15 protein-coding genes are annotated in these 18481 nt (G+C 42.0%); 7 read left to right on the forward strand and 8 right to left on the reverse strand.

The features are described 5' to 3' along the window. Positions 1 to 7: 7 nt before the first annotated feature. From C900_RS06640 to C900_RS06660, 6 genes are all read right to left on the reverse strand, one after another. Entirely contained in the window at positions 8 to 1288 is a 1281-nt protein-coding gene (locus tag C900_RS06640) for a hypothetical protein (RefSeq protein WP_009578925.1), read from the reverse strand. Next, the gene (locus C900_RS06645) at positions 1285 to 1875 is read right to left on the reverse strand and encodes a YceI family protein (RefSeq protein WP_009578927.1); all 591 of its coding nucleotides are present in this window, start codon (positions 1873 to 1875) and stop codon (positions 1285 to 1287) included. Before C900_RS06645 ends, C900_RS06640 begins: the two co-directional genes overlap by 4 nt. 352 nt (positions 1876 to 2227) lie before the next feature. After that, on the reverse strand, positions 2228 to 2395 hold the full coding sequence (locus C900_RS29780; RefSeq protein WP_157493923.1) for a hypothetical protein: 168 nt from the start codon (positions 2393 to 2395) through the stop codon (positions 2228 to 2230). 164 nt (positions 2396 to 2559) lie between these two features. Further along, positions 2560 to 3312 (reverse strand): hypothetical protein, encoded by a 753-nt coding sequence (locus C900_RS06650; protein ID WP_009578928.1) that lies wholly within the window; start codon positions 3310 to 3312, stop codon positions 2560 to 2562. 134 nt (positions 3313 to 3446) lie between these two features. Then, positions 3447 to 4163, reverse strand: a complete 717-nt coding sequence (locus tag C900_RS06655) for a Crp/Fnr family transcriptional regulator (protein WP_009578930.1) — start codon at positions 4161 to 4163, stop codon at positions 3447 to 3449. Between the two features lie 139 nt (positions 4164 to 4302). After that, positions 4303 to 5619, reverse strand: coding sequence for a cation:proton antiporter (locus tag C900_RS06660; RefSeq protein WP_040495938.1), 1317 nt, complete (start codon positions 5617 to 5619; stop codon positions 4303 to 4305). Positions 5620 to 6106: 487 nt separating this feature from the next. Between C900_RS06660 and C900_RS06665 the strand changes: the two genes are divergently transcribed. Together C900_RS06665 and C900_RS06670 are read left to right on the forward strand one after the other, a co-directional pair. Further along, complete coding sequence (locus C900_RS06665; protein ID WP_009578933.1) at positions 6107 to 6661, forward strand: NADPH-dependent FMN reductase; 555 nt, start codon at positions 6107 to 6109, stop codon at positions 6659 to 6661. Between the two features lie 16 nt (positions 6662 to 6677). Continuing rightward, positions 6678 to 7112, forward strand: coding sequence for a hypothetical protein (locus C900_RS06670; protein WP_040495940.1), 435 nt, complete (start codon positions 6678 to 6680; stop codon positions 7110 to 7112). Positions 7113 to 7157: 45 nt separating this feature from the next. Here the strand turns inward: C900_RS06670 and C900_RS06675 are convergent, their stop codons facing one another. Both C900_RS06675 and C900_RS06680 read right to left on the reverse strand, forming a co-directional pair. Next, the gene (locus C900_RS06675; RefSeq protein ID WP_009578935.1) at positions 7158 to 9281 is read right to left on the reverse strand and encodes a copper-translocating P-type ATPase; all 2124 of its coding nucleotides are present in this window, start codon (positions 9279 to 9281) and stop codon (positions 7158 to 7160) included. Positions 9282 to 9746: 465 nt separating this feature from the next. Further along, positions 9747 to 10160: a cyclic nucleotide-binding domain-containing protein gene (locus C900_RS06680; RefSeq protein WP_083867446.1), complete on the reverse strand. Its 414-nt coding sequence runs from the start codon at positions 10158 to 10160 to the stop codon at positions 9747 to 9749. 168 nt (positions 10161 to 10328) lie between these two features. Here C900_RS06680 and C900_RS06685 point away from each other — a divergent pair, with 168 nt between their 5' ends. From C900_RS06685 to C900_RS06710, 5 genes are all read left to right on the forward strand, one after another. Beyond that, positions 10329 to 12758 carry an ABC transporter permease gene (locus C900_RS06685; protein WP_009578938.1) on the forward strand — a complete coding sequence of 810 codons (2430 nt, stop codon included), beginning with the start codon at positions 10329 to 10331 and terminating at the stop codon, positions 12756 to 12758. Between the two features lie 1024 nt (positions 12759 to 13782). After that, positions 13783 to 15732 (forward strand): TOL_0244 family TonB-dependent receptor, encoded by a 1950-nt coding sequence (locus C900_RS06695; protein WP_009578940.1) that lies wholly within the window; start codon positions 13783 to 13785, stop codon positions 15730 to 15732. After that, positions 15729 to 16277: a TOL_0243 family YfiR-like periplasmic protein gene (locus C900_RS06700; protein WP_157493924.1), complete on the forward strand. Its 549-nt coding sequence runs from the start codon at positions 15729 to 15731 to the stop codon at positions 16275 to 16277. The genes C900_RS06695 and C900_RS06700 overlap by 4 nt, the downstream gene beginning before the upstream one ends. 2 nt (positions 16278 to 16279) lie before the next feature. After that, positions 16280 to 17755, forward strand: a complete 1476-nt coding sequence (locus C900_RS28170) for a sensor histidine kinase, YfiR-like protein-associated (protein ID WP_051052795.1) — start codon at positions 16280 to 16282, stop codon at positions 17753 to 17755. Next, positions 17752 to 18195, forward strand: coding sequence for a response regulator (locus C900_RS06710; RefSeq protein ID WP_245558405.1), 444 nt, complete (start codon positions 17752 to 17754; stop codon positions 18193 to 18195). Before C900_RS28170 ends, C900_RS06710 begins: the two co-directional genes overlap by 4 nt. Positions 18196 to 18481 lie beyond the last annotated feature (286 nt).

An 18481-nucleotide genomic window follows, 5' to 3' on the forward strand; every position in this document is an offset into this window, starting at 1 on the left:
TAAGGTATTAGAAACTAATGACTGCTTCAACCATGAATCCGTTGAATTCACCACCGGCATATTTAGAACCTATCCATCCTGTGCCTTCATACTTTTGGTTCACATACTCGGCTTTTGCCATTATATTTTTGGTCATAAACCAACCACCACCGATATTTAAACGATTTATTTCTCTTTCTGGTGCCCCTTCTATCATTTCACCGGTCACTACATTGTATCTTCCCCCAACATACAGTTGTTCCATACTACCAAACCTGTAAATAAGTTCACCACCCAGTTGTGTAAATTGGCCATTTCCTTCATCATCACTATTGGAAGCTACCTCATAGACTCCAAAGAACTCTATTCCTTTGTATTTGATGAATGGGTTGACCTGAATAGCAGTTATCTCCTTAAAGCGGGGATTAAACCGGCCTTCAAAATTACTTCCACCGTCAGCTACAGTGTGCATTACATAGTAGTACCTGCTACCTGCACGGTCACCACCATACAGGTATGATCCGGTTGTATTACCTTTATTCATATATACTGATCCGGTCAGTCGCACTCTCAAATCATCAGCGATGTAGTTGTCATAACCCAATTTACCAAAGAAAGAAAGCTTGTTGTCGGAGTTATCGTTCACTACTACACTCTGATTGAGCTTACCATTGGTAATACCCACAACTCCAAGGAAACCATTTTGCTGAACCGTTACTTCAGCAAAAGCTTCAGTTGAAAAAGCATCCATGATATAGTTGCCTACAAAAGGGTTATAAATAGCCCGCGCGTTATCAGTTCTTCTAAAGCGTGTATCACCGTAATTGAATTCATCCATACCAACCCTGATAGTGGTTACATCCATTACACCTTTCAAAAAACCTGGTTTGATAAAATCCAGTTTATCCATTTGAATGTATCCGCCTTTCACCCATGATTCTTCATGGTGTCTTGAAGAAAGATAAGAAGTAAGATGCATCCTTACACCATCATGTAACTGTACATCAAGCACAAGGCTGGCTGTTGGCAGGTTGAGGTTTGAACCTAATTCTACCAATGGGAACAAATTTTCCTGACCGGAAAGTCCATTTTCCTGATCTATGGCCTGGAATTGCATAGCAAATGCGCCACCAACTCTTACCTTCAACCCATCATACTCAACAGTGTCCGTTTTTGAAGTTTCAAATACATTGATTCCATCCTGACCCACAGGTCTGAAGTATTGTAGGGCTCTGCTACTTTGACCGTAAGCGGCCCAGCTTGTGGCAGCAAATAAGACTACCAGGAGCAATTTCATTGACTTTTTCATGATTGTTTTGATTTAAATGTTAAGCTAAAGTTTATGGTTATTTCATCCCCTGTTTTGATAGTTCCGAGCAAAGCTGTAGGGGGGTCAACTTTAAAGTCGGTCATATTAAAGGTTTTACTACCGGTAAACCTGATGGTGTTGCCATTGGGATAGGCTTTGGTCACCACGTCCACAGTTCTGGATTCCCCAGCTATAGTAAGTGTGCCCTCAGCCATAACCTGGTAGTAATCACCTTTTTTCTCTATTGATTTCACATTTTTCAGATTAAACTTTATGTCAGGGTTTTTCCCCGTTTTCAGCGCCTTATACGCGTTGCCGTCCATTCCTGACTTTCCACTTTTAAGCGACTCAGCTTTCATTGTTACGGAGAGTTGCTCTATACTTTGAAGCGCTTTAGCTTCGGCAGTGATAACGGCCTCTCCCTTACCTTCAGAAGAAGTCATTGTCCAGTCATGCAGGGAAGATGTACCGGAAACAGAGAATTCTGCTCCGGGTGATAGTGTATGGTTGGTTTGAGCGCTGAGGCCCCAACTCATTACAACCATCGGGAGCAGCATGAACAGATATTTATTGGTAAGTGCTTTCATGATTTTGGGTTTTTGGTCATCGTTAAATTCTTGAACAAATCTAGAGCCCGTAGCATCGGCAAAGTATGATGTGTGTCAGTTGAATAGGTGTTTGTTGTCACCGGAAAAACTGACGTTTGTTGGTAATTGGATGTTATTGATCGACTATCCGCATAAAACAACCCTCATTAGTGATTAATTTGCTAAAAATCAGCATAAGGTGAGGTTGTTTTTAAAACTAATAACCTTGTAACCCGGGAATAGTTATTTTATTCTACACCATGAAATGACCATACGGCAATGAGAACAGTTGGCATTTTTTAGTTATTAGTATTGAGTCATGAGTCTTGAGTTGGAAGACGAATCTCCATCCCTAAACACGTGCATACCAATCTTCTCCTGGGAGGAGATACAGAGGTGGATTGACACTTAGCGCCTTGCGCTCGGCTCCACGCTCTACCACCTCCGCCAGCGGAGGACAGTGGCGGAAGCAAAGTGCAAACTCATCATCGGATGAGTGTCTGCTCAAAGCAAGTCTCATCCGATGAATGATTTTGAAAGTCCGAAGACCGAAGTCGGAAGAACCTGAATATTAAGTGGTGATGAAGTAATGCAAAACCGGTGAGTTTTTATATACATGCTCTTTCTCCTCCTGGGAGGAGATACAGAGGTGGGTAAGGGAATTTAAAGTCCGACTTCCGATTTTTATCCCGCATCTATTCTAAAATTGGATAAGGATCCGGTAGAAATAAACACCGAAAGTCCATTGAAATGCCTAAAGGATCCGTTGGAAAATAGTTGTGCTAATTCATAAAGATCACCTTTAGATAATACCAACAGGTCAGCCTGGTTTTTCAAAGCATAGTTGCAGAAATCATTTACGGAATCCAGAGGTAACTTTATAAATCCCAGATCTCCATAGTATGTCGATACTTTTTTAACAAACATTTTCTCTGCCGCCACTTTTGATCGTTTAAAAGCAAAAGGGGAAATGAGTGTGGAGCTTTTGACATTCTTAGCTTTATTGGGAAATAACTTAGCGAAAGATAGTATGGAATTATAAGTGGTATCTGTGCCGTCATATTTCAAAACAATACTGTTAAATTCATTGGTATTTACATTCAACAGCAAAAGGGCACAGTCTATACCCTTGAGTTCCTTTATGAGCAAGGGTATGATGTCATAAGCTTTATGCAATTTTTTAATATCAAATACTATGAGATTGAAGAAATAATCTTCCGGGAAAGAAGGTGCTGAATGGCCTGCGTGAATAGTTTCTCTTACATTTTCCACAGCATTGATGAACGTCCGGATATTATGTTTGGCCAACTGAACTATTTGTATCTCTGGCGGATCATTGGCTAATGGTCGATTGGAGCAGATATTCCGTACAAGATTAATAAATGTTTGATCTGGTCTGGGATCGGTATATCCGATGGTGATGTTCAGTTTAGCCATAACTTTCCTGTTTTTCTATACCATCAAAATTAGGCCTATCGGGAAAGTCGTGAAATGATCGTGTACAGATGATGAGGTGATTTTTATCAGGAAAAACATGATGTTTTTTTGATCAGGAAGCCTCAGGTTGCATATCATGCATAGTAATCCGATACTTTGGCAAGCCCTTTTGCATTAACGACCCTAATTTTCTTGCCTTCCAATTTGATATACCCGTCACTCTTGAATTCTGAAAGCAGTCTTATAAGTGTTTCGGTGGCAGTACCGATAATACTGGCCAGATCTTCCCTTGAAAGTGCAATATCGATGCTCTTTGTATGGTCGCGATCTTCTACACCATAGCTTTCTATAAGCATGAGAAGCGTATGGGCCAGGCGCTCCCTGACTGATTTTTGCGAAAGCTCAGTGACCTTCTCTTCCATGATACCCAGCTCATGACATACCTCTTTCATTAGTCTTTGATATAATTTATGATCTTCTTCTAACAGTCGCATAAAGGTATCCTTTGGAATAAAACACACTTTAGCATCTTCCAGTATGGTAGCGGAGGCTGCGTAATGCTCTTCTCCAAGCAGCGCACGATACCCCAGAAAATCACCCGCTTTGGCTAGGCGTATGATCTGCTCTCTGCCATTAGAGGTGGATTTGTAGACCTTTACAGCTCCCTCATAGATACAAAAAAGTCCCATTGGGCGTGTGCCTTCATAAAATAATGTTTGACCCTTTTTGTGAAAAACGCAGTTTTTTTCAGCGCTTAGCCGGCAGAGATTTTCTTCCGATACTTCGCTGAAAAGAGAGCGCTTTCTGCTCTGGCAAAATTCGCACGGCAGGTTTTCAATATTTTTGGTCATGTCGCTTATGTTTATTTATATGTCGAACTACCCATACTGATTGATATTATATACAAACCTATGGGTAAGTTGCAGGAAAAATTATGACCTTCATCATAAAAACTAACTGATTTGGATCATATAGTGGGCAGGATAATGATTATGTTTTGTTTTTGTTTTCTCTCCATTGATCGATTTTTTTGATAATTGGAGTTGCTGATATTCCATGTACAAAAATGGAAATTACTACTATCAGAGCAACAAGCGCCCAAAGATCACGGGCTTGGGAAAACGTTTGCTCATTTAGCGCGTAGGCAAGGTAATAAAGAGATCCAATACCTCGTATCCCAAAAAAACTGATAGCCAATCGTTCACGCCAGGAAGCATGCGTATAGCCAATCATGCCGCATATGCCGGAAACAGGACGGATAATGAAAACAACTAACAATGCACAAACAATGAGGTGCCAGTTGAGAGTTGCCAGAAGGCCACCAGCGATAGCGCTACCCAGGGCAAGCAGGATCACAGCCGTCAGGATGCGCTCACATTTTTCGATCAATACATGCATTGAGTGGTGGTAGCGATGGCTTCGATCATGGTTTCTGATCATTATCGCTGCTATAAACGTTGCTATAAACCCATAACCACCGAAGTATTCAGTAAGGCCATATACCAGCAAAGTAGAAGCCAAAGCGCCCAGGCCGATCATGGCTATTGCAAGATCTGTTTTAGCTGGCATAGCCAGTAATGCACGCCCAAGCACATATCCCAGCCCAAGACCTATTGCAATGGCAACAACTAATTGATATAATACATCGATCAGTAACCAATTTCTTATCCAGTTGTGCGGAGCAGGGCCTGCTATAGCCATGGCAATAGCCATGTTGGTAAACGGAAACGCCAGGCCATCATTGAGCCCGGCCTCTGAAGTAAGCGCAAATCGAACTTCATCTTCTTCCCCTAAGCTGGTTTTATCTTTATCTTTTGTTTCGTTGTTTTCTGAATTTTCTCCCGGTGCCCCTACCTGTACTTCTGATGCCAACACTGGATCCGTTGGGGCGATCACAGCCCCCAAAAGCATTGCTGTTGCAGGGGCAAAGGCCGCTATCCACCAGCCAACTAGTGCGCAAAGGACAATAGTAAGTACCATCGTAATGCCAAGTAAGCGCCAGGTGCTATTCCAGCCTCTCAAGCTTGGAGGACGGTCAATTTGTAGCCCTGCACCCATGAGGGCAATGATCACGCCTAACTCCGTCAGGTGCTCCGTATAGTCTCCCTCGGATAGCGGATCAGGTGGCTTCAGTCCTAGGGGGAGCGCTATGACGGCATATCCTAAGAGTAACAGTACTATAGGCATGGAAAATGGGAAGTCAGCTAATATACGAGGTAGAATAGCAGTGCCCAAAAGAGCAATTCCGATGATGATCAACCATAAACTATAGCTCTCAAACAAGTGTAATGCGTCTTCAATTTCCATATTCCCGAAGTGCTGCTTAAACTAATTTAGCCTATCACCACACTATTGTTAAGTTAAGCATACTTTAGCCATACCAAGCTTGGTTCTTGTTGTTCCATGCTGCCTTAAAAAATACCTACGTCCCGAAAGCTTTAAAGCTTTCGGGATGCTCATATTTTTTGCGTTGCCTGGAACAAAAAATAACTGCAACTTATACGGCACAGTAATAGTACACTTGACTCAATACTAGTTGGAAAACAGGTGCCGGAGTGATTTGTTTAAAGACTTTTATTACTGTTTAGGTTCGCAGTCTATGGAATGTGAAGCAATTATGGAGGCGGATCTTAAGTGCTCTTCCACAAACCAGGGGGAGTGCAAAATACAATAAGACACTAATTATAGATAAAGTTAATGCCGTCATAGGCAAATGGTATTGAAATGTTGAAAATTTGAGTACTCACATCCGTATTTACTCATAAATCAATTTTCAATATTAAACCATAAAGCAATGAAAATAGCAATTATTTTAGGGAGTGTGAGAAAGGAACGTCAGTCGCACCGCCTGGCTTTTTTCCTCGAAAACCAACTTGCAAATCGTGGTATGGATATCAATGTCATTGACATGGCGAATACTCCACTACCAGTTTTTGGGCAAAAAGGAGTTGATGACTCGGCAGTGGAGGAAGTAGGAAAAATACTCCAGGAGAGTGATGCATTGATCATCGTGACCCCTGAATATCACGGGAGCTACTCAGGAGCGCTTAAAAATATGCTCGATTACTATTGGGCAGAATTTAAAAAGAAACCTATTGGAGTAGCTGCTGCTTCTGGAGGGAAGATGGCCGGTATTAATGCCTCTACACAACTGCAGCATGTTATCCTTAGCCTTGGCGCATATGCTCTTCCGCTAAAACTTTTAGTTCCGGAAATCCAAAAGGCATTTAATGACAGCTTTGAGCCGTTAAATGAGACAATAGCACGGTCGGCAAATAAGTTCTTAGATGAGTTTCTATGGTTTACTGAAGCCATAGTGGCCAAGAAAGAATTGACCGAGGTTGTATGACCAAAATCCATTTATTATGACCAATACGAAAATTATTGACGAAAAAAGCCCGATAGGAGCCTGGGTTAGAGAAGCTGATACTGTTTTTACTCATTTGACAAGAAGGACCCGGAACCATGGCAGTTTTAACCGAATAGAATGGCAGCTTTTAAATTTTATCCATGAAAAGGAAAGTGCCCTTGCCACTGAGTCAAAAATGTTATTAAACTTTTTTGACAGTGATGAGGTGACGGATCAGGTGATTATGAGGTTTGTAAAGGACGGCTTAATTATGGAGGATCATGAGCGAATTCGTATCACAGCTAAGGGGAGGAGGGCATATGCCGAGGTAAGTCAAATACAGGAGGAAATTAAAAGAAAGGCGATGGCCGGTGTTTCGGAAAAAGAGTATGCCACTACCATTGCCACCCTTAGGAAGGTGATTGACAACCTGAGAGAATATGCCACTTGATTTCTTTTAATATCATCAGGCTGATCCTGCCTGATGATATTTTTTCTACGTCTTCAGTTTTGTTTTTAATAGTTGAGCGTTTATCGCTACAATAACAGTACTAAGACTCATAAATACTGCACCTATTGCAGGACTAATCACCAGCCCTGATACAAAACCGGTCGCCAGTGGCAGCGATATGGCATTATAACCTGTAGCCCAAATCAGGTTTTGGATCATTTTTTTATAGGTAGCTCTGCCAAAAAGAATGAGACTGGCTATATCTCTGGGATTGCTGTTGACCAGGATAATATCAGCGGTTTCGGCAGCTACATCTGTCCCGGAGCCAACGGCAATGCCAACATTGGCCTGGGCAAGGGCGGGGGCGTCATTAACGCCATCACCTGTCATCGCAACAAAATGTCCTTCCTTTTGGAGTTTTTTAATCACATCTACCTTTTCATGGGGCATAACCTCACTATAGTAGCCGTCCAGTTGCAATTTTTCACTTACTGATTTAGCTGTTTTTTCGTTGTCACCAGTGGCCATATACAGTTTTATTCCTTTAGCACGTAACATGTCGATCGCTTTCGGGCTTTCCTCTCTAATTTTGTCAGCCAGAGCGATAAAACCAGCGAGTTTTTCTTCCCGGATTAGAAATACTATGGTTTCTGCAGCATCAGAAGTGGTATTAGCTGGTATTTCAATTTTGTTTTCGCGCAAATATCCCGGGCTTACTACCAGCCACTGCACACCAGAAATACTACCCCTGATCCCCTTGGCAGTTAAAGATTTGAAATCTGTAACCTTTTTTAGCTCCAGTTTTTGCCCTTTTGCCTTTTTTACAATGCCCTGTGCTATGGGGTGCTCTGATTGTTGTTCCAACGAAGCAGCTACTGTCAATAATTCTTCACCGGTTATATCAGGGAGTAAGCTTTCATACCTGGAAACACCGAATTTACCTTCCGTTAGCGTTCCGGTTTTATCGAACACGAGAGCAGTTATTTTACGTGCGTTTTCAAAGGCAGTTCGGTTTCGGATCAGTAACCCTTTTCTGGCAGAGACTGCAGTGGATATGGCAACCACAAGGGGGATGGCTAGTCCCAGTGCATGGGGACACGAAATGACCATTACTGTTACCATTCGTTCCAGGGCGTAGTCAAAAGGTTTGCCCATAGCTAGCCATATGACCAATGTGGCTGTTCCGGCACCAATAGCGATAAATGTCAGCCAACGCGCTGCAACATTGGCCAGGTTTTGCGTCTTGGATTTTGCTTTTTGCGCTTCTTCCACCAGGGTGATAACTTTATTAAGGTAGCTTTCTTTTCCTGTCTTGGCTACCCTTACCTTCAATGATTGATTCCCGTTGACTGAACCTCCTATTACCTGGTCGCCTTTTGTCTTTTTTACGGGTTTGCTTTCCCCGGTGAGCATACTTTCATCCAGGTAACTTTCACCTTCTATTACTATTCCATCGGCAGGTATTTTTTCATTAGCTTTGATGAGAATGATGTCATTGGGCTTCAGTTGCTCGACCTTCACATCCATCACATGGTCACCATGTACCACGTGTGCTTCGGCAGGCATCATCTGTACCAGCAGCTCCAGTGCTCGTGAGGCACCCATTACGGACTTCATCTCTACCCAATGCCCCAACAGCATGATCACAATCAGTGTCGCCAACTCCCAATAAAAGTCCATCCCCTCAAGCCCGAATACTACAGCGGAACTGTAAACATAGGCGACAGCAATAGCTACACCGATAAGAGTCATCATACCGGGATTTTTCTCCTTCACCTCATCTTTTAATCCCACGAGAAATGGCCAGCCGCCATAGAAAAAGATAATAGTGGATAGTAAAAATAGAATATATTGACTGCCAGTAAATTGAATGGTAAATCCCAACCAGTGCTGTATCATTTCTGAAAGTGCCAGCACCGGCAACGTCAGCAGCAGCGATATCCAAAACCGCTTTTTAAAGTCTTCGATCATGTGTGCATGGTGACCGTGGTGGCCGTGGTGGCTACTCTGTCTATCAGCGTGTTTGTCGTGTACATGTGCATCATGACCGTGTAGGGTAGTTTCGGCTAACTGATCCTTTACCTCATGCTCTTTGGTTATGGCGTCTTGGTTCAATTGGCTATTCCCATGTGTTGTATGAGTATGCGCCTTATGCTTGGAGTGGTCCATAGTAGTTGTTTTTAATTAGTGTCTCTAAGAAAACGCCAATGTCCGCGTTACGCTCGTTCCAAAAATGCTCTTCCCGACAACTGTAACAACTGTACGGGACTACCGCTTTTTGGAACTTCGCAAGCCTTGACCTTAACGTTTTCTTAAAGCCACTTAGATTTTTCTTACAAACACTAATTAAAGAGGCGGATCCCTTGATGCCTCCATCTAATACAAATTAACGAACTTTAACAGGGGGGCGTTTTATAGAATTTTCTGATTCTGTTATATGAATTACTGATCTCCATCCTAATGGCTGACTGCTGGTTTTTTTCACCTTCATCATGTCTACTACCAGACCTGCAAGGTGAAATCCTTGCACCGTATCCCTCACTGCCAATGCTATTAAGAATGATTTTTTATGGTGAGTTTTAATGGGATCGACTTAAAATGTTGCGCCATCTGTTTAAGAGATATAATCTGCCATTAAAAACCCTCAACAATTTTTGGAGCAACAGGTCGCCTGTCATACAACAACTGCTGAACCTCCCGCGTTTTCAGGAAGCAGCAAAATGTGTCTTCTGTTGTCATCGCGCTGTTAATGAAGCGCCCGTTCCTGATCGAATTATAACCTACATAATCGCCATCTGTGGCATGCAAAGCACCTGGATCTTCATTTTCTTGATCAGTGATTGCCACCGCTCCCTTGTAGATACAAAAAATACCTTCAAAAGTATCCCCTCTTTTAAATAGGTAACTCCCTTTGTTGAAATATAAAAAATCGCGGTGACTAAATTGTTCATCAGCAAGATGTAAAAACGGAAACTCATTTTTTGGAAGACAAAGCGGGCGATTGATACACACTAAGCACAAGCTGTTTTTGACATTGCTTATTCTCATAGCGGATGTTAGTTGAGGAAAGACAAAATACTACCAGAAAAGCAAATGAAAAATGACTTTTGTCAGTTGCTGCTCAAAAAAAATTAGTGATCGCCTGTAACCTTCTTCTTCCTAAACCTGTCTAATGCTCAAATTCAGTCTAAACTCAGAATATAAAATAACAACACCATGCTCAGAAACTACATTAAAGTAGCCATAAGAAATATCCTGAAGCACAGGGTATTTTCTTTTATCAATATTTTTGGACTTGCCGTGGGCATGTCTGTTTGTATGCTCATTATTATGCTGGTGGCAAACCAAATGATGAATGATCGACATAACCCTGGTCGTGAGCGTATTTATCGTGTCAACTCACTGCCTTATTACAATGGAAACCAGCAACAAAGAGGTAATGAAAATGCTACCACTTCTCTACCCATTTGCGATGAGTTACTCAACAACTACACCGGGGTGGAAAAGGCGGTGCGGTTGGTTAGAGGCTTCGGCAATAATTGGATTTCCCTGGAGCCTGGTAATGATATTAACATTCCTGTGAGTGGTTATTATGCAGATCCTGAGGTGCTGGACATGTTTGCACTGGAATTGCAATATGGAGATCCTGCTACTGCTCTTGTAGAACCTTATTCGGTGGTGCTGACCAGGAAAACTGCCGCAAAGCTGTTTAAAGAAGAGAATCCGGTAGGGGAATCGCTAAAAGTTGGGGATTTGGGTACTTACAAAGTGACTGGTGTGATAAAGGAAACAGACGATAAGTCGCATATAGTGGTAGAGGCTTATGCAAGTATGTCTACCATGAAAAGTCTACAGGCTGCGGGTGTGCTCGGCAACCAGAGTAATGACTGGTATAACTTTTATACCGGATGGGTCTACATTATGTTGGAAGAAGGAAAGAAGGCCGCTGATATTGAACCTCACCTTGCGAAGATCCATGATGAGCATTTTGCGGAGCTGCCTACACCTGAAACTACCGCTGCGACCTACAGGCTACAGCCACTGATGTCTATCACCCCCGGGCCGTTGGTAAATAATCCTATTGGCCCATTCATGCCCTGGATTATCATTTATTTCTTATCTGGCCTGGCGGCTATTATTTTGATTACCTCCTGCTTCAATTTCACCAACCTTTCCATCGCTCGTTCGATGAGCCGGGCGAGAGAGATTGGCGTGAGAAAAGTGACAGGAGCAAAGAAAATACAAATATTTAATCAGTTTATCAGCGAGTCGGTGATCATTTCGCTTTTTGCGCTGGTGCTGGCTTCGCTATTGTTGGTACTGCTCAAACCCTTTCTGCTGGAGCTGGCTTTTGCGAAAGTGATGCATTGGAACATGACCGCCAATGCTTTTGTGTATGCTGTATTCTTTGCATTTGCCGTAGTGGTAGGTATTATGGCCGGTTTGTTCCCTGCCACAGTGCTTTCGGGCTTTCAGCCGATAAAAGTGTTGAAGAACCTGAATAACACCAGGCTGATGTCAAAAATTGGTATGAGAAAGGCGCTTTTGATCGTGCAATTTTCTTTTTCACTGATATTTATCCTCACCGTTATTGTAATATACAACCAGCTCAACCTTTTCCTTCACAGCGACTATGGCTTTAACCCCTCAAATAAGATTGTCTTTCAGAAGGGGGACACCCCCCATGAAGCACTGAAAGCTGAGCTTTTAAGCCAAAATAACATCAACAATGTTGCTCTGGCTTCACATATTCCATCTGCAGGGGTAGTTTATAGTGAAGGTTTTAAAAAGACTCTGGAAGAAGAAAACTGGGCTGAGGTTAGATATTTTGCTGTAGACGAAGACTACCTTGATAATATGGAGATACCTTTGTTGGCCGGAAAGTTCTTTAGTGCAGAAGCGGGAGAATCCAATGAAAATACTATTGTGATCAACGAAGAAGCAGTGAAGACTTTCAACTTCGCATCTAATGCCGAAGCATTGGGACAGGTGATCATCTACCAGCGTGATTCCACCGAAAAGCAGATTATTGGAGTAGTTAAAAATTATATTCACGAAATGGCTGTTGAAAGACTGGAACCGCTGGCACTGATGTATAACCCCGATGAATTCACTCTTTTTCAGGTGAGCTATAGCGGAGATTTTGCGCAGGCCTCAGAGACCATCGAAAAATCATGGGCAGCCGTTAATCCCGGTTTGAAAGTAGAGATCCGGGACTTCGAGGAAAAGATGGGGGAACTATATGAGATCCTCTTTGGCACATTGGTAAAAGTGATTGGTTTCATAGCCACTTTGGCGGTGATCATCTCGTGTCTGGGATTGTTGGGAATGGCTACATATACGATAGAAACACGTAAAAAGGAAATATCACTGAGAAAAGTGCTGGGCAGCTCAAATGGCACTCTCGTCTACATTCTTTCCAAAGGATACCTGTCCATATTGCTGATCGCTATGCTTATTGCTGTACCGGCGGCCTACCTTCTAAACACAATGTGGCTGGAAAATTTCAGCCTCCATGTTTCGGTGGATCCACTTACCATAACGATCGGTGTATTGATATTGCTACTGTTTGGAGTGATCACCATAGGTTCCCAGACCCTCCAGGCCATCTTTATCAATCCTGTGGATAATTTGAAAGATGAGTAGTTGAGATATTGATCAGGAGTAGGAGGTTTTACCTTTTGCTCCTGATTGAGGTGTTGCTAAAAATAATCTCCTTTACCATCTTTAGATTAAGATTATGCGCTATGAAAACATACTTCTTAGAATCAATATCTATTCTATAGGTGTTACCGGGTCATTGACTTTTGCTTATTTGCTCTATATCTGTAAATGGCGCTTTACGTTGGAAAAAGACATTTCCATAAATAACTGTTTTTTTATAGATATCAATCTTGAAATGGATCATTCTATTTAGCAAACCAAATATGAACCATATGAACATAACCGAAGTTAGAAATATGATAATGTAGAGTGGTATTTCATCCTCGATTTTGCTAAGGGTCGGCAAGATGTAAGCAAATGAAGCTAATGCACAAATAAATATCAATAAAACAAAATAGTATACGTATTTAGAGCTTATTATCAAATCTTTCATTTATTAGTTTTGTGTTTTAACGGCCAGTATGAACTAATATTGAGCAATCTCGTTAGAAATAAATACTTCCCCTCACCTTGGTCTGTCACTCATAGACTAACACATGCAGATCAGATCAGCCACAATTTATCAAAACCGTTCCAGCTTTTGCTCATCTTTTACCATCCATTCAGTACTGTCCCCGGGATATCTCCGCCATACTCGCTATTGACGTCCCTTTTCTGTGACTCTGAAGTACTGCCAGGTGATTAATTTGGATCTTTAATAATCACATGAAGGACAGCTTTATTGAAGTTCGTATTAGCATTTCTTTACCATTTTAGCACAAACTATGCGAGTAGTGGTCTCGAGCCATGGCTGATAGTTCACAGATCATTGAGAGGTTTTTTGAGAGTGATGCGGTTGATTATTAAAGTTTTAGATAATTCCTACACCTGTCAGATAAACAATAACTCTTCAAATGTATTATTATCCTTAAGCTTTTACTTTGCTTAAAGTGAAAAATTTTTTTCGAGGAAATGTTTCAATTGATCTTAGGAGGGATGATTAATGTTCAAACCACAAATCTAAAGTATGGAATTGGCTTTGAGTAATACGCTATGTGCATTTTTCCGTTATAACAATGGAAATAAATCGCACCGTTTTTACTTCTTAATAATTTTCGGACTGTTTCTATGCGTCAGCAAGATCAGGGCTCAGGATATGGCGTCATTATCGCCTTCAGAATTGAAGAAGCTTAGCATTGAAGAGCTAATGGCTATTGAGGTGACTTCAGTATCCAAACATCCCGAGAAACTTACAGAGGTTGCTTCTGCTATACAGGTGATCAGAAATAAAGACATCCACCGTTCCACTGCTACCAGTTTGCCTGAGGCATTGAGATTAGCCCCTAATTTACATGTAGCGCAACTCAACTCTTACGCATGGGTCATTAGTTCCAGGGGATTTAACACGCTCTACGCCAATAAACTATTAGTTATGATTGATGGTCGTACTGTATATACACCATTGTTTGCAGGAGTGTTCTGGGATGCTCAGAATGTGTTATTGGAAGATGTAGAGCGAATTGAAGTAGTTAGTGGCCCTGGAGGCACACTATGGGGGGCAAATGCTGTCAATGGGGTAATTAATGTATTGACTAAATCGGCCGGGGAAACACAGGGTCTGTATGCCTCCGGTTCTGTTGGATCAATGCTGAGAAACAATCAGGAGGTTAGATATGGCGGGCAGATAGGAGATAACTTTTGCTATCGTGTATATGGAAAGCATTTTGACCTTAATCATACTGTACAGGCCGATGATCAGGATGTTGCTGATAAGTGGGGCCTTTACCAAGGTGGTTTTCGAATTGATTGGGAGCTTTCAAAGACCGATAATTTAACATTTCAGGGCGATTATTACATTGGCGATGAAAAAACGGTACCAAGACAAACAGATTTTGACGGTCAAAATGTACTGGGTAGGTGGACTCACATTTTTTCAGATCGGTCACAATTGGTTGCACAAGCTTATTTTGATCGGACATGGAGACGAATGCCCACCATAAGTTTTGCGCTTGCAACCTATGATATTGATATTCAGCATCATTTTTCCGTTGGTGAAAGGCATCGGGTAATGGTAGGTGTGGGCTACAGACTGATGCAGGATGACACTCAAAATTACACCACTGCCGCAGGAATATTGCCCAACGAAAGAGATATGCACCTGTTCAATGGTTTTGTTCAGGACGAAATATCGATAGTCCCCGAGACCTTTAAAATAACGGTAGGCTCAAAATTATCACATAATATTTTTACTGATTTTGAGGTTCAGCCAAGCGTTCGTATTACCTGGACCCCTGACAAAGATCATACAGTGTGGGGGGCCGTGTCGCGGGCTGTTCGTACCCCGAGCCGAATCGATGTGGATTATTATATTCCCACCAATCCTGCGCCAGGAGCTCCACAAGTGGCAGGTGGGCCGAATTTCAACTCGGAAAAAGTCATTGCTTATGAATTGGGATATCGGGTTCGCCCGGCACAAGCCGTTTCTCTATCACTGGCGACCTTTTACAATGTTTACGATGACATCTATAGCGTAGAAGCGCTGCCGGGTACCTTAACTTATCAGATACAAAATGGTTCAGAAGCACAATCAGAAGGGGTTGAGCTTTCGGGAAACTATCAGGCCGCGTCATGGTGGAGGTTAAGAGGCGGGTACACTTACCTGAAGATGGATATTAGAAACAAACCTGGTCATGACTTCGATCCTACTATACTTGCCAATGATGCAGAACATAGATTTTTAGTGCAATCTATCATTGATCTGCCGTGGAACCTGAATTTCGACCTGACTGCCCGGTATACTGATAAATTACCACGAGTAGTCCCCGATTATTTTACATTCGATGCACGTCTGGCCTGGTCGGGCGAGAATGTGGAGCTTTCCATTGCAGGGCAGAATCTTTGGGAGGATAAGCATCAGGAATTTGGACTTATTGAAATACCAAGAAATATTTATGGTACCTTAAAGTGTCGATTTTGAAGACGATAGCGCCTAAACCAAAATACTTTTTGTTGGCGGCTTGTATGCTCCTGATATCCGCACAGATCAGTCCGTCAAACGAGTACAAGGTTAAGGCCGTTTTCCTTTTTAATTTTGTGCAGTTTGTAGAATGGCCTTCAAAGGCATTTGCAGAAAAGGATTCGCCTTTAGTTATCGGTATTTTAGGAGAGAACCCTTTTGGTACCTATTTGCATGAAACGGTTTATCATGAAAAGCTGACAGGTCATCCTTTGGTAGTGAAGCAATATGAAAATGTTAAAGAGGTAAGTAACTGTCAGATTTTATTTGTGAACCCGGATAATATCGGAGAATTGGGCTCCATCGCGGAAGAATTAAAACAGCAGCATGTATTGATTGTAGGAGAGGCAACCGAGGCCTTTATGAAGCGTGGTGGTATGATAGGATTTTTTCTGCAAGATGGTAGAATACGTATGAAGATCAATTTGGAGTCGATCAAGGAAGCTGATTTAAAGGTCAGCTCAAAATTACTTCGAGTAGCAGATATGTATAATAATAAGCAATAAACATGGCAATGGCATGGAGAGACATACCGATCCAGCGTAAGCTTATGAGAGCTATCTTGCTTACCAGTGGATCAGTACTGCTTTTAACTTGCTCAGCATACTTTGCCTACGAGTACTTCACTTTTCGACAAACTACGGTTCGACAGCTTTCCGTTCTCGGTGAAATAATTGCCACCAATAGCACTGCGGCACTGGCATTTGATAGTCGTGATGATGCATATGAAATACTTGCCTCCCTTAAGGCGCAGCCACATATAGTAGCAGCAAGTATTTATGATAAGAATGGTGATCTTTTTACGCACTATCCTCGCGACCTTACTCAGTCAGCTTTTCCCTTAGCAGTAAAAAAGGCAGGCTATCACTTTAAAGATTCTTATCTCGTAGGTGTGGAGCCAATAGTGCAACTAGACAACCAGTTGGGCACATTGTATCTTAAGTCTGATCTTGGGGCGATGTATTCGCGACTTAAACTATATGGTAGTATAGTGCTCCTCGTTATAGCTGTTTCTGTGCTACTGGCCTATGTGCTTTCCAAAAGGATGCAACAAGCCATTACAAGGCCGATTTTGTCTCTGGCCAATACAGCTAAGGCCATTTCGGAAAGACAGGACTATACCGTTCGTGCGAATAAGCTAGGCAATGACGAACTTGGCTTGCTCACAGATGCATTCAACCATATGCTTACCGAAATTCTGGAACGCAATCAGAAGATACAAGCATTTAACCAGGAGCTGGAGCAAAAAATTGCTGATAGAACGAGCCAACTGGAGGATGTCAACAAAGAACTCGAGTCCTTTTCCTACTCGGTATCACATGATTTAAGGGCTCCGTTAAGATCAATTGATGGATACTCAAGGATATTAATAGAAGATTATTATGAAAAACTGGATGATGAAGGCCAGCGGGTGCTGAACATTATCATTAAAAATGCCTTAAAAATGGGAAGACTGATTGATGATCTGCTCGCCTTTTCAAGAGTTGGAAAACAGGAGCTTTCCAAGGTCATGCTCGATATGGAAGCACTGACGCAGATCGTTGTTCATGAACTTGAGGCTTCACAACAAAACAAAGAATTATGTATTGCTATCCATCCGATGCCGAAAGTAGAAGGAGATAGCGCAATGATGAGGCAGGTATTGACGAACCTCATCTCCAATGCCATAAAATATTCAATGAAAAAGGAAAATCCCGTAATAGAAATTGGCTGTCAGGCACAAAATGAATATTATGTATACTATGTAAAAGATAATGGGGCAGGCTTTGATATGCGCTATTACGACAAACTGTTCGGGGTTTTTCAACGCCTGCATAGTGAAAGTGAATTTGAAGGAACTGGAGTGGGACTGGCACTGGTGCATCGGGTGATCAGCAAGCATGGAGGTGAAGTATGGGCTGAAGGAAAAGTTGACGAAGGAGCTACATTTTACTTTTCTCTGCCCGTCTCAGACTCAGATGCGAATAAAAATCACAAAGAATGAAGAATATGCATGATGTTGACATACTCCTGGTTGAAGATAATATGGAAGATGCGGAGCTGGTGGTCCGCGAACTCAAAAAGAATAATCTCGGAAATAACCTGATACACCTTATGGATGGAGCTCAGGCGCTGGACTTTATTTTTGGGAAAGGAAAGTATTCCGAAAGGAAAGTCCATGATAAGCCCAAGGTAATTTTACTTGACCTGAAGATGCCTAAAGTAGATGGCCTTGAGGTGTTGCAAGCGATCCGATCAGACGAACGCACCAGGCTTATTCCAGTGGTTATCATGACATCTTCCAGGGAACAAAAGGATATTGTAGAAAGCTATAACCTCGGTGTAAATGCCTATGTGGTAAAGCCGGTTGGCTTTGATAACTTTTCCAAAGCTGTTGCCGAACTGGGAATGTTCTGGATTTTGGTAAATCAGCCGCCAGTATAGCCTTATTATAATAAGTGTTTGTATGAAAACTCTAAGCGGCTTTAAGAAAACGTAACGCAGACATTGACGTTTTCTTAGAGACACTATTAATTAAGTAGTTGCCTGTACCCTCATTTGCCCACAGGTAACTCCCAATAGTGTCAACATGAGTATTGAATCGTATTGATTTGAATTGATGTGCGGTATAAAAAAATCGCTTAAAAATTAATTTTAAGCGATTTTAGTGTTATTTGACTCTCGTCTTGCGGTCTGGACGGGACTCGAATGCTGACGAGGAGTCAGCATG

Origin of the sequence: Fulvivirga imtechensis AK7, from assembly GCF_000331535.1 — a bacterium.
Taxonomy (GTDB): Bacteria; Bacteroidota; Bacteroidia; order Cytophagales; family Cyclobacteriaceae; genus Fulvivirga; species Fulvivirga imtechensis.